Here is a 13097-nt window from a genome sequence, read left to right on the forward strand (position 1 = left end):
CGGGGTGGGGGCCGCCCGGTCCCCACGGCACGGTGGGAGCTGGCGGTGGGCGCCCACGGCGCCGCGCAGCTGCTGTCGGCGTTGTGGGTGGAGGCGACCGCCCGTGGGCTGCCGGTCCCCGTCGAGGTCGCCGCCGCGATCCGCGCGCTGTCGGCGTGGTCGAAGGAGCTTGTAGCTATCCCGTAGCCACCCGGCCGGGCTGGCGCACGTCTAGCCAGGCCGGGACAGGTGCACCTGGTCGCCGGCTTGCACCCGCCCGGGGTGGACGACGTCGGCGTACACGCCCAGGCAGAGCTTGTTGGCGTCCCCGACCGTCGGAGGATGCGCCTGTCTCCGGGTACCTCCTGGGCGAGGCCGACCATCACGCACGCTCGGTCCGTCCGGTCACCGCCAGCTCGACCGCGTCGCCGACGAGCAGCCGGCCGCCGGCCCAGGTGTCAAACGACGTGTCAGGGCTTGCGCCCGACGGCGCAGTATTCAGCCACCTCGGCAATGACGCCGCTGTTGGCAGGGTCAGGCCGCCACTGCGAAGACGAGACCACGCCGGGCTCCAGCAGCTCCAGGCGGTCGAAGAAAGCAGCAAGCTCGTGGCGGCTGCGTGCGGTTATTGGGGCCGCGCCGCTCTCGTTCCAGCGCCGCATGGCCTCTTCCACCGCCTCGCCGTGGACTTCCTTGGTGGGATGGGTCATCGCCAGGTAGCTGCCTGGGGGTAGGGTGTCCAGGAGCCGGTTCACGATCGCGTGCGCCTCGTCGTCGTCGATGATGAAGTTCACGATTCCCAGCAGCATGAGCGCGATCGGTTGGTCGAAGTCCAATGTCCGAGCGGCGGCCCGCAAGATCTTGTCGGGTTCGCGCAGGTCGGCGTGGATGTAGTCAGTGGCGCCTTGGGGAGCACTGGTGAGCAGGGCGCGGGCGTGGGCCAGCACGATGGGGTCGTTGTCGACGTAGACGATGCGGCACTCCGGCGCGACCGCCTGGGCGACCTCGTGGGTGTTGTTGGCGGTGGGGAGGCCGGTGCCGATGTCGAGGAACTGGCGGATCCCCGCCTCGCCGGCAAGGTACCGGACAGCGCGAACCAGAAACTCCCGGTCGGCGCGGGCGGCCTCGACGAGGCTCGGCATGAGGGCAAGAGCCAGGTCACCGGCCTCGCGATCGGCGGGGAAATTGTCTTTGCCGCCGAGAAAGTAGTTCCAGACCCTGGCTGAGTGCGCCACGCTGGTGTTGATCTCGACCGGCTGCTGGCTGGGGATGGACGAGCTGTCGGTCACGGGGGCACCTTTCTGCATCTGCACGGCGCTGGGTCGTTGACGTTACGCGTAGCGTAGTCGTTCGCCGCCAGCGTGGTCACGTCGGAGACGTTGGCAGCGATCACCACCGCGGTCAGCGGCAGCCCGCGCCCCTCACAGGCGAGACGGAGCTTGCTCCCTGGCTTGCTGCGATCGACTTGTAAGATCCGACCCGGGTTCCCGACAAGGTCACGCACATGCCGCTCTTCGACGCCGAGGCAGGGACCGCGCGCGGGGTCGTCTCCCTCGTCGGGGCCGGGCCGGGCGATCCGGGGCTGGTCACGGTGCGCGGCCTGGAGCTGGTCACCAGGGCGGAGGTGCTCGCCTACGACCGGCTTATCCCCCCCGGCCTGGTCGACCTCGCGCCCGACGACTGCGAGCGGGTCGATGTCGGCAAGTACCCGGGGCGCGCCCGCCTGCCCCAGGCCGAGATCAACCGGCTGCTGGTCGAGCGCGCCCGCGCGGGAAAGCGGGTGGTGCGCCTCAAGGGCGGCGACCCGTTCGTGTTCGGCCGGGGCGGGGAGGAGGCCGAGGCCTGCGCCGAGGCTGGGGTGCGCTTCGAGGTCGTGTCCGGGGTGACCTCCGCGATCGCCGGGCCTGCCTACGCCGGCATCCCGGTCACCCACCGCGAGCTGGCAGCGGCGTTCGCTGTGGTGACCGGTCAGGAGCGGCCGGACAGGCCCGAGACCAGCGTGGACTGGCAGGCGCTGGCCCGGGTGGGGACGCTGTGCGTGCTCATGACCGTCGGGAGCCTGGAGCGGGTCGCCGGGCGCCTGCTCGGGGCCGGGCGCGCCCCGGCCACCCCGGCCGTGCTGGTCGAGCGGGCCACCATGCCGAGCCAGCGGGTGATCCGCTCGACGCTGGGGGAGGTGGCCCACGACGCCGGGGCGGCCGGGGTCGGCGCGCCCGCGATGCTGGTCGTCGGGGAGGTCGCCGCGCTGACCGGGCGGACCGGCTGGGTACGGCCGCGCCGGCTCGCCGGCCAGGTGGTGCTCGTGCCCGGCGGGCGCGGGGAGGCGCATGGGCCCGGCGGGCGCGGGCAGGCGGCGACGCTGGCCGGGCTGCTGCGGGAGCGGGGCGCCGAGCCGCTCGAGCTGCCCCTGGTCGAGGTGCGCCCGGCCCCCTCGCCCGCCGCGCTGGACCGGGCGGTGGCCGCCCTGGCCGCCGGGGCCTACCGCTGGACGGCGCTGACCAGCCGCGACGGGGTCGAGGCGTTGCGGGGCCGGGTCGAGGCGGCGGGCCTGGACGTCCGCGCCCTCGCCCGCACCCGCGTGGCCGCGGCCGGCCCGGCCACCGAGGCCGCACTGCGCGCCTGGGGGATCGTGCCCGACCTGCTCCTTGAGGCCGGGCGCGACGACCAGTCCCTGGCCGCCGCCTTCCCGCCGCCTCCTGCGCCGGACCCCCGGGCCGGCGCCGAAGGCGAGAGGCCGGGCGCCGCCGGCGTCGCGGGCACGGCCGGCCCTTCCCAGGCGCCGGCGGTCCTGCTGCCACGGGGGGACCCGTCCGGCCCGGAGCCGGCGGCGACGCTGCGGAGCAAGGGCTGGGCGGTGGATGAGGTGGTCGCCTACCGGGCGGTGCCCCGCGACCTCGACCCGGACCTGCGCAAGCGGGTGGACGCGGGCGAGGTCGGCTGGGTGGCGTTCACCTCTCCCTCCACCGTGACCGGGTTCCTCGGCGCCTACGGCGGGCCGCCGCCGCCCGGGGTGCGCGTCGCCGTCCTCGGACCGGACACCGCCGAGGCGGCCGGCGCGTGCGGCGTCCGGGTCGACGCCCTCGCGCCAGAGCACACCATCCCCGGCCTGGTCGCGGCCATCGAGGGCGCCACCAAGCCGCGCTGACGCCTGCGCCTTGAGGCGCTGACGCCTGCACCTTGGAGGCGCTCCCATACGACTCGCTGAAGGCGTTCTCATACGGCTCTACCTGGTAACAGGTCGTCCCGGGGGGCGGAGCGCGGCGCTTGACCCGGCCACCCGCGCCGGGCTAGGTTGAGCGCAGCAAGCTGGGCGGTGGGAACCAGGAAGCCGGTGCGAGACCGGCGCGGGCCCGCCACTGTGACCGGGAAGCGAACCCCAGCATGGCCACTGCTCGCGGGTGGGAAGGCCGGGGTGAGCGAGGATCCGGGAGCCAGGAGACTGGCCCGCCGCCCCTCCGTCAACTGGGGACGACGGATTTCCCCAAGGAGGTCACCTTGAACGGTGAGCGCATACCCCTTCGCGAGCTGGCCGTGCCGTTGCTCGCCGCCCTCGTGCTCGCCCAGTTCGTGCTCTACGCCGTCGGGTTCGACCAGGGCGCGCTCGCGTCACCCGTGACGCACGCCCTCGCCGACAAGGGCGGTGTGCTCCACGAGTTCTTCCACGACGCCCGCCACCTGCTCGGCGTCCCCTGCCACTAGCCGCCGATGATCGCCGCCGCAGTGCGGCGCGGCCTGCTCGCCGGCGCGCTCGCCGGCCTGCTCGCGGGGCTCCTGTCGTTCGCGATCGGGGAGCCACGGGTCCAGGCCGCGATCCGCTTGGAAGAGGTTGCCGCCGCCACATCCGCCGCAGGGACCGCTGACGCCGGGCCGCCGGCGTTCGAGGTGACGCGCGCCGCCCAGCGGGTGGGGCTCGTCGTGGGGCTCGCACTGTACGGGCTGGCCGTGGGCACGCTGTTCGCGGTCGCGTCCGTGTGGGCGGTGGGCCGGGTCGAGGGGAGCGACTGGCAGCGCAGCCTCAAGCTCGGTGCCGCCACCGTGGGCGCGGTCGTGCTGCTGCCCGCACTCAAGTACCCGCCGAACCCGCCCGCCGTGGGCGACCCGGCCACGGTCGGCCAGCGCACCACCCTGTACCTGGGCCTGGCCGCGATCGGCGTGCTGCTCGCGCTCGCGGCCTGGGCCGCCGCCCGCCAGCTGGCCGCGTCGCGCCTGTCCGCGCCCGTGCGCCAGACCCTGGTCGGGGTGGGCGTCGTCGCCGTGGCGGCCGCGGTGCTGGCCGCCATGCCCGCCATCCGGGAGCCGGTGAGGCTGCCGGCCGAGCTGCTGTGGTCGTTCCGGCTCGCCTCGATCGCCACCCAGGCCACGCTCTACGGCGGCACGGCACTGCTCTTCGGGTTGCTCGCGGTCCGCGCCGGTGCCCGTGCCACGGTGTCGTGAACCGGTTGCTCCTCGTCCGCCACGCGACCACCTCGTCGACCCGCCGGGCGTGCTTCCCGCAGACCACCGGTGCCGCGGCGGTCGACGGCTGCGAGCCGCTCGACCGCGGCGGCGGGGAGCAGGCCGCGGCGCTGCGCGGGATGCTCCCGCGGGCCGACCACTGCTGGGCCTCGCTCGCCGCCCGGGCCCAGGAGACGGCATGCCTGGCCGGCTTCGCGCCCGAGCCCTGCGGGGACCTGGCCGAGTGCGACTTCGGCCGCTGGGCTGGCGCGCTCCCCACCGAGATCGTTGACGCCGACGCGGTCAAGGCCTGGTACGCCGACCCCGACGGCGCGCCCCACGGCGGCGAGGGGTTCCGCGACGTGCGCGCCCGGGCCGCCCGGGTGCTCGGCCGGGCGCGGGACCTCGGCGGCACGGTCGTCGCGTTCACCCACGGCGGGCTCGTCAAGGCCGCCCTCTGCGAGGTGCTCGGGCTGCCCTCGTCCGCCCTCTGGCGGCTCGACGTCGCCCCGGCCTCGGTCACCGAGCTGCATCCCGTCGGCGACGAGTGGCGGGTCGTGCGGCTCAACTGGGAGCCGGGGAGCCTGCGATGACCACCGAGGCCGTGACCGGAAGCCCACGCTACGGGGCGGGGATCACCACGGGCGTGACTGGGAGCCCACGCTACAGGGCGGAGCTCACCACGGGCGTGACCCGGAGCCCGTGTGCCTGGGTGATGGCATCCGCGGGCGTGACCGGGAACTGGCGGGCGCGGGCGGTGCGCCGATGATGCCGCCGCTGCTGGCGGGCTGGGTGGCCGACCGGGCGCTCGGCGACCCGCGCAGGGGCCACCCTGTGGCCGGGTTCGGGCGGCTCGCCGGGCGCCTCGAGCAGCTGCTGTGGCGCGACGGCCGCGCCGCCGGCGCCGCCTACGTCGCGGTGCTGGTCGGTGGCCCGGCCGCCACAGTCTGGGTGCTGCAGCGGCGGCTCCCGGCCCGCCCCGGGGCCCTGCTCCTGGCCCTGGCGACCTGGGCGGCGCTCGGCTCGAGGTCGCTCGGCCGGGAGGCCGCCGCGGTCGCCGACGCCGTCGCCCGGGGGGACCTGGGGGACGCGCGCCGGCGCCTGCCGGCGCTGTGCGGCCGGGACCCGTCGGGCCTGGACGGCGCCGAGCTGTGCCGTGCCGCCGCCGAGTCGGTGGCGGAGAACACCGCCGACGCGGTTGTGGGGCCGCTGCTGTGGGGCGCGCTGGCCGGGCCCGCCGGCGTGGTCGCCCACCGCTGCGCCAACACCCTGGACGCGATGGTCGGGTACCGCTCGCCCCGGTACGAGCGGTTCGGCTGGGCCGCAGCACGCCTCGACGACCTGGTCAACTGGGCCCCCGCCCGCGCCACCGCGCTGCTCGCCGCCGCGTGCGCGCCGCTCGTCGGCGGCTCCCCGCGCCGCGCGCTCGCGGTCCTGCGGCGCGACGGCGGCGGCCATCCCAGCCCGAACGCCGGCCGCTGCGAGGCCGCGTTCGCCGGCGCGCTCGGCGTGCGGCTGGGCGGCGCCAACCGCTACGGCGGCCGGGTCGAGGTCCGCGGCCCCCTCGGCGACGGGCCGCCTCCCACCCCGGCCGACCTCAGGCGCGCCATCCGGCTGTCCACCGCGGTCGGGGCCCTGGCCGCCCTGGCCGCGTCGACCAGATGGCGGGTGCCGGCACGCTGGCGCCGCCCGGGCACGGCGGGCTTCCCCGTGGCCTGGCGCAGGGAGGTGGCCTGGGGCGGGAAGGCCGGCTGCTCGTCAACGCCTGAGCCCAGGGGTCGCGTGGCCTGGCGCTGGAAGGTGCCCTGGAGCGTTGAGGTGGCCTGGGGCCGGAAGCTGGCTGGGCGCCGGAAGCTGGCCTGGGGTGGGAAGGCGGCCTGGTCCGGGAAGACTGCCTGGCGCGGAAAGGCGGCCTGGGGTGGGAAGGCGGCCTCGTCCGGGAAGGCGACCTGGCCTGGGACGGGGGTGCGTCGGTGAGCGGCGCGCTGCTCGTGGCCGGGACCGCGTCCGAGGTGGGCAAGTCGGTGGTGGCGGCCGGGCTGTGCCGCTGGCTGGCCCGTCAGGGCGTCAAGGTGGCGCCGTTCAAGGCACAGAACATGGCGCTGAACTCGGCCGTGACACTTGACGGGGCGGAGATCGGCCGGGCTCAGGCGATGCAGGCCGCCGCCGCCCGGGTCGAACCCGAGGCGGCGATGAACCCGGTCCTGCTCAAGCCGACTGGCGACCGCACCAGCCAGGTGGTGGTGATGGGCCACCCCGACGGGGTCGCCGACGCCCGCTCCTACCAGGACCGCAAGCCGGAGTTGCTGGGCGTCGCGCTCGCCGCTCTGGCCGACCTCCGGGGCCGCTTCGACGTGGTGATCTGCGAGGGCGCCGGCTCCCCGGCCGAGGTCAACCTGCGCGCCCACGACTTCGTGAACATGGGCCTGGCCCGGGCCGCCGGCCTGCCGGTCGTGGTCGTCGGCGACATCGACCGGGGCGGGGTGCTCGCCGCCCTGTACGGCACGCTCGCGCTGCTCGAGCCGGCCGACCAGGCCCTGGTCAAGGGATGGCTGATCAACAAGTTCCGGGGCGACCCGGCGCTGCTCGGGCCCGGCCTGGACCGGCTGCGCGAGCTCACCGGCCGTCCCGTGCTCGGCGTGCTGCCCATGCGGGAGGGGCTGTGGCTGGACGTCGAGGACTCCCTCGCGCTCGAGTCGCGGCCCGCCCCGCGCGGGCCCGGGGCCGCCTCCGGGCTCGACGTCGCGGTCGTGCGCCTGCGCCGCATGAGCAACTTCACCGATCTCGACGCGCTCGCGGCCGAGCCTGGCGTGCGCGTGCGCTACACCGACGACCCCGTCGACGTCGCCCGCGCCGACCTGGCCGTGCTGCCTGGGACCAAGGCCACCGTGGCCGACCTCGCCCTGGTGCGCGCCTGGGGGGTCGGCGACGCGCTGGCCGCCCGGGCCCGCCGCGGCGACCCCGTGCTCGGGATCTGCGGCGGCTACCAGATGCTCGGCCGCCTGATCCACGACGGCGTCGAGTCGGGCGCCGGCACCGTCGAGGGCCTCGGCCTCCTGCCGGTCGAGACCACCTTCGAGGCCGGCAAGACCCTCACCCGGCGGGCTGGCACCTGCCCGCTGCTCGGCGTGCCCGCCACCGGCTACGAGATCCGCCACGGTCACACCCGCGTGCTCGGCGGCACGCCCCTGCTCGACCCGGACGGCGGCTGCGCCGACGGCGCGGTGCTGGGGACCTCCTGGCACGGGCTGCTCGAGGGCGACCCGCTGCGCCGCGCCCTGCTGGCCTGGGTCGCCGAGCGGCGCGGCCTCGACTTCGTCCCGCAGCGCACCGAGTTCGCCGCGGTGCGCGAGGCCCGCCTCGACGCGCTCGGCGACCTGATCGCCCACCATGCCGACCTCGACGCGCTGAGCGGGCTGATGGGGCGATGATCCCTGTCCCTCGCGCCGAGCGGGCTGATGGGGCGATGGTCCCTGTCCCTCGCGGCGAACGGGCTGATCGGCCGATGATCCTGTTCCTCACCACCGCCGACACCGAGGTGCTCGCCGCGAGCCGGGCCGCCGGGCTCCTGCCCGGCGGGTTCCCGGCCGTGCGGGCCGCCAACCCGGTCAGCGCCGAGGTCGCCCTCGACGGCGCCCGGGTCGTGCTGGTGCGCCTGCTGGGCGGGCGGCGGGCGTGGGACGGCTTCGACGCGGTCCGGGCTCGCTGCGCCCGAGCAGGCGTCCCGCTGCTGGCGTTCTCCGGCGAGGCCACGCCCGACGCCGAGCTGACCGCGCTGTCCAGCGCGCCCGCCGGGGTCGTCGCCGACGCGTTCGCCTACCTGGTCCAGGGTGGCGTGGAGAACACCGCCAACCTGTTCCGGTTCGTCGCCGACACGCTGCTGCGGACCGGGTTCGGCTTCGCCGCCCCCGCTGCCCTGCCCGAGGAAGGCGTCTGGGGGGCGCGGCCCCGCGACCCAGGGCGGCCCACCGTCGGGGTCGTGTTCTACCGGACCCACTGGATGAGCGGGAACACCGCATTCGTCGGGGCGCTGTGCGACGCGGTCGAGGCCCGGGGGGCGAACGCGCTGCCGGTGTTCGCCTACTCGCTGCGCCCCAGGGACGGCCGGGTGCCCGCGCTCGAGCTGCTCCGCGGCGTCGACGCGGTGGTCCTCACCGTGCTCGCGATGGGCGGCAGCACCGCCGCGGACGCCGAGGGGTGGTCGGTGCCGGCGCTGGAGGCGCTCGGCGTCCCCGTGGTCCAGGCCGTCTGCGCCACCTCCGCGCGCGCGGCCTGGGCGGCGTCCGACGCGGGGCTGTCCCCGCTCGACGTGGCCATGCAGGTCGCGCTGCCCGAGTTCGACGGGAGGATCGTGACCGTGCCGTTCTCGTTCAAGGAGACCGGTGAGGACGGCACGGTGACCTACGTGCCCGACCCGGAGCGAGCCTTGCGGGTGGCCGGGATCGCGGTCCGGCTGGCCAGGCTGGGCCACATCCCGAACGCGGCCAAGCGGGTCGCGGTGATGCTGTCGAACTACCCGACCAGGCACAGCCGGGTCGGCAACGCGGTCGGCCTGGACACCCCCGCGTCGGCCGTGCGGCTGCTCGACGCGCTGACCGCCGCCGGCTACGACACCGGCGACTGGCGCGAGCGGGGCTGGGACGGCGACCAGCTCGTCCACGCACTGATCGCCTCCGGCGGGTACGACGAGGAGTTCCTCACCGCCGAGCAGGTCGCGGCCAACCCGGCCCGGGTGGACCCGGCCCGCTACGCCGGCTGGTTCGCCCAGCTCCCCGCCGGCCTGCGCCAGGCGGTCCAGGCGCACTGGGGCCCGCCCCCCGGCGAGCTGTACCGCGACGGCGACGACCTCGTGCTCGCCGGGCTGCGGCTCGGCAACGTGTTCCTGGGCATCCAGCCGCCGCGCGGGTTCGGGGAGAACCCGGTCGCCATCTACCACGATCCCGACCTGCCTCCCACCCATCATTACCTGGCTGCCTACCGCTGGCTCGACCAGGAGTGGGGCGCAGACGCCGTCGTGCACCTCGGCAAGCACGGCACGCTCGAGTGGCTGCCCGGCAAGAGCCTCGGGCTGTCGGCCTCGTGCGGGCCCGACGCCGTCCTCGGCGACCTGCCGCTGCTCTACCCGTTCGTGGTCAACGACCCGGGCGAGGGCACCCAGGCCAAGCGCCGCGCCCACGCGGTGATCGTCGACCACCTGGTCCCGCCCATGACCCGGGCCGAGACCTACGACGACCTGGCCCGGCTGGAGCAGCTGCTCGACGAGTACGCCCAGGTCTCGGCCCTCGACCCGGCCAAGGTGCCCGCCGTCCGGGCCCGCATCTGGCAGCTCCTGGTCGTGGCGGAGCTGCACCGGGACCTCGGGGTCGACTCTGAGCCCGACGACTTCGACGACTTCGTGCTGCACGTCGACGGCTACTTGTGCGAGATCAAGGACGCCCAGATCCGCGGCGGCCTGCACGTGCTCGGGCAGGCCCCGGCCGGCGAGGCGCTCGTCGGGCTCGTGCTCGCGATCCTGCGCCTGCCCCAGGCCGGGCTGCCCGGCCTGCGCGAGGCCCTCGGGCTGGACGAGGCCGCTCTGGACCGGACCGCGGTCGACCGGGTCGAGGCCGAGGCGCGGGCGCTGGTCGAGGCGATGGACGCCAAGGGCTGGGACCCGGCGGTGGCCGGCGCGCTCGCCGACGGGGCCGTGGCCGACGTGCTGCGCTTCGCGGCCACCGAGGTGGTGCCGCGCCTGGCCGGCACCGAGCGGGAGATCGTCCGGCTGCTCGACGGGCTCGACGGCCGCTACGTCCCGGCCGGCCCGTCCGGCTCGCCCACCCGCGGCCGGGTCGACGTGCTGCCGACCGGCAAGAACTTCTACTCGGTGGACCCCAAGGGTCTGCCCAGCGAGCTGTCGTGGCAGGTCGGGCAGAAGCTCGCCGAGGACCTCTGCGCCCGCTACCGGCGCGAGACCGGCCAGTGGCCGGCCTCGATCGGGATCGTGGTCTGGGGCACGTCGGCGATGCGCACCCACGGCGACGACGTGTCGGAGATCCTCGCCCTGCTCGGCGTGCGCCCGGTCTGGCACCCCGAGACCCGGCGGGTGACCGGGCTGGAGCTGCTCTCCCTCGAGCGGCTCGGCCGGCCCCGGGTCGACGTGACCGTGCGGATCAGCGGCTTCTTCCGCGACGCGTTCCCGCACCTGGTGCAGCTGGTGGACGACGCGGTGGCGCTGGTGGCCGGGCAGTCGGCCGAGCCCGCCGGGCAGAACCCGGTCGCCGCCACCGTGCACGCCGACCTCGCGGCCGGCGTGGACCCGCGGCGGGCCACCGCGCGGGTGTTCGGCTCCAAGCCGGGCGCCTACGGCGCGGGGCTGCTCCCGCTGATCGACGCGCGCAACTGGCAGACCGACGCCGACCTGGCCGAGGTCTACGCGACCTGGGGCGGCTACGCGTACGGGCGCGGCCTGGACGGGGTCGAGGCCAGGGACGACATGGCGCGCACCTTCGGCCGCATCCGGGTCGCGGTCAAGAACACCGACACCCGCGAGCACGACCTGTTCGACTCCGACGACTACTTCCAGTACCACGGCGGTATGGTCGCGGCCGTGCGCGCGCTCACCGGGCAGTCGCCAAAGGCCTACATCGGCGACTCCCACGACCCCGCCCGCCCCCGCACCCGCGACCTGCGCGAGGAGACCGCCCGGGTGTTCCGCTCCCGGGTCGCCAACCCCAAGTGGATCGAGGCGATGCGCCGCCACGGCTACAAGGGCGCGTTCGAGCTGTCGGCAACCGTCGACTACCTGTTCGGCTACGACGCCACCGCCGGGGTGGTCGAGGACTGGATGTACGAGCAGCTCTCCGAGCGCTACGTGTTCGACGCCGAGGTCCGCGCGTTCATGCGCCAGTCCAACCCGTGGGCGCTGCGGGCGGTGACCGAGCGGCTGCTGGAAGCTGCCGACCGCCGCCTGTGGGCCGAGCCCGACCCCGGCACTCTTGAGCGCCTCCGCGCCGCCTACCTCGAGCTGGAGGGAGACCTCGAAGACCGTGCGCTGGAGGGAGACCTTGAAGACCGTGCGCTTGAGGCGGACCTTGAAGACCGTGAGCTGGAGGGAGACCCCGAAGACCGTGCGCCCGGCTGAACCGCCCTACCCGTTCTCCGCGCTCGTCGGCGCCGACGAGCTCGGCCTCGCCCTGCTGCTCAACGCGGTGTCGCCTGCCATCGGCGGGGTGCTGGTCCGCGGCGAGAAGGGCACCGCCAAGTCCACCGCCGTGCGCGGGCTGGCCGCGCTCCTCCCCGACGTGCGGGTCGTGGCGGGCTGCCGCTTCGCCTGCGACCCGGACGCGCCCGACCCGGCCTGCCCGGATGGGCCGCACGGGCCCGACCGGGCCGCCGAGGTCCGGCCCGCCCGGCTGGTGGAGCTGCCGGTCGGCGCCAGCGAGGACCGGGTGGCCGGGTCGCTGGACCTGGAGCGGGCCCTGGCCGAGGGAAGGCGCGCGTTCGAGCCGGGCCTCCTGGCCCGGGCTCACCGGGGCGTCCTGTACGTCGACGAGGTGAACCTGCTCGGCGACCACCTGGTCGACCTGTTGCTCGACGCCGCCGCGATGGGCACCAACCACGTCGAGCGCGAAGGCGTCTCGGTCCGCCACGCCGCCCGCTTCCAGCTCGTCGGGACCATGAACCCCGAGGAGGGGGAGCTGCGCCCGCAGCTCCTGGACCGGTTCGGGCTGACCGCCGAGGTGCGTGCCTCCCGGGACCCGGCCGAGCGGGCCGAGGTGGTGCGGCGCCGCCTGGCCTACGAGGCCGACCCGGCCGGGTTCGCCGCCGCCTGGGCCGGCGCCGACCGCGAGGTGGCCGCCCGCATCCGCGCCGCGCGCACGCTGCTCGCCGAGGTCACCCTGGGCGAGCGGGCCCTCGAAGCGGTCGTGGCCGCCTGCACGGCGTTCGAGGTCGACGGGCTCCGGCCCGACATCGTCACCGCCAAGACGGCCACCGCCCTCGCCGCCTGGCACGGCCGGACCTTGGTCGGCATCGACGACGTGCGCACCGCGGCGCTGCTCGCGCTCCCGCACCGCCGCCGCCGCGGCCCGTTCGAGGAGCCGCAGGTGGACCCGGAGACGCTTGAGCGCGCCCTCGAGCCGTTCGCCGACGACCCCGGCCATCCCGATGGCCCGGGTGACCCGCGCGACCCCGACCACCACGACCACTCCGATGGCCCGGGTGGTCCACGCGGCACCGGCGGTCCCGACGACTCCGACGATCCCGGCGGCCCGGGCGGTCCCGACGACCGGGGCGGTCCCGACGGCCCCGGCGGCCCCGGCGAGCCCGGTGGCCCGGGTGGTCCCGGGGGGAGCCGGCTGCCCGCGGAGCCCACCGACGCCGACCCGGAGCCCGGGCGGCAGCGGGCACCCGCCGGGGTGGGGGAGACCCGCCTGCCCACCGGGGCGATGTTCCGGCCGGCGCTGCTGCGCCTGGGCCGGCCGGAGCAGCGCCCGGCGGGACCGCTCGGGCGGCGTTCACCCGCCCCGGCCGAGCGCGGGCGGCACGTCGGTGACCGGGTCCCACGGGACCGGGTGCGCGACGTCGCGCTGGCCGCAACGATCCGCGCGGCGGCCGCGCGCGGCGCCGGCACGCGCCCGCGCGCCCAGGACCTCCGGGAGAAGGTCCGCGAGGGCCGCGAGGGCAACCTGGTGCTGTTCGTGGTC

The 13097-nt window shown here is 76.1% G+C and carries 8 protein-coding genes, 2 pseudogenes and 1 riboswitch; of the genes and pseudogenes, 9 read left to right on the plus strand and 1 reads right to left on the minus strand.

Features of this window, described 5'->3' with window-relative positions:
* A partial coding sequence (locus VG276_21775) for a hypothetical protein (GenBank protein ID HEV8651952.1) occupies nt 1–186 on the plus strand: 186 nt, incomplete at its 5' end.
* Nucleotides 187–449: 263 nt separating this feature from the next.
* Here the strand turns inward: VG276_21775 and VG276_21780 are convergent.
* A complete protein-coding gene (locus VG276_21780) occupies nt 450–1268 on the minus strand; it encodes an SAM-dependent methyltransferase (protein HEV8651953.1) in 819 nt (272 codons plus the stop codon).
* Nucleotides 1269–1483: 215 nt separating this feature from the next.
* Between VG276_21780 and cobA the strand changes: the two genes are divergently transcribed.
* The 8 genes and pseudogenes from cobA to VG276_21820 all read left to right on the plus strand — a co-directional run.
* Nucleotides 1484–3124 (plus strand): uroporphyrinogen-III C-methyltransferase, encoded by a 1641-nt coding sequence (cobA, locus tag VG276_21785; protein HEV8651954.1) that lies wholly within the window; start codon nt 1484–1486, stop codon nt 3122–3124.
* A 173-nt stretch (nt 3125–3297) separates the two neighbouring features.
* Nucleotides 3298–3421: riboswitch (cobalamin riboswitch) on the plus strand.
* Nucleotides 3422–3474: 53 nt separating this feature from the next.
* The gene (locus VG276_21790; GenBank protein HEV8651955.1) at nt 3475–3678 is read left to right on the plus strand and encodes a CbtB domain-containing protein; all 204 of its coding nucleotides are present in this window, start codon (nt 3475–3477) and stop codon (nt 3676–3678) included.
* A gap of 6 nt (nt 3679–3684) precedes the next feature.
* Nucleotides 3685–4413 (plus strand): CbtA family protein, encoded by a 729-nt coding sequence (locus VG276_21795; GenBank protein ID HEV8651956.1) that lies wholly within the window; start codon nt 3685–3687, stop codon nt 4411–4413.
* Complete coding sequence (locus VG276_21800; protein HEV8651957.1) at nt 4410–5006, plus strand: histidine phosphatase family protein; 597 nt, start codon at nt 4410–4412, stop codon at nt 5004–5006. The genes VG276_21795 and VG276_21800 overlap by 4 nt, the downstream gene beginning before the upstream one ends.
* Nucleotides 5007–5178: 172 nt before the next feature.
* Nucleotides 5179–6060, plus strand: a pseudogene (locus tag VG276_21805) (cobalamin biosynthesis protein).
* A gap of 326 nt (nt 6061–6386) precedes the next feature.
* Entirely contained in the window at nt 6387–7844 is a 1458-nt protein-coding gene (locus VG276_21810) for a cobyric acid synthase (GenBank protein HEV8651958.1), read from the plus strand.
* A 74-nt stretch (nt 7845–7918) separates the two neighbouring features.
* Nucleotides 7919–11440 (plus strand): annotated as a pseudogene (gene cobN, locus VG276_21815) (cobaltochelatase subunit CobN).
* Between the two features lie 79 nt (nt 11441–11519).
* Nucleotides 11520–13097, plus strand: a 1578-nt coding sequence (locus VG276_21820; GenBank protein HEV8651959.1) for an ATP-binding protein, incomplete at its 3' end; no start/stop codon positions are given.

The organism is Actinomycetes bacterium (assembly GCA_036000965.1).
GTDB lineage: Bacteria > Actinomycetota > CALGFH01 > CALGFH01 > CALGFH01 > DASYUT01.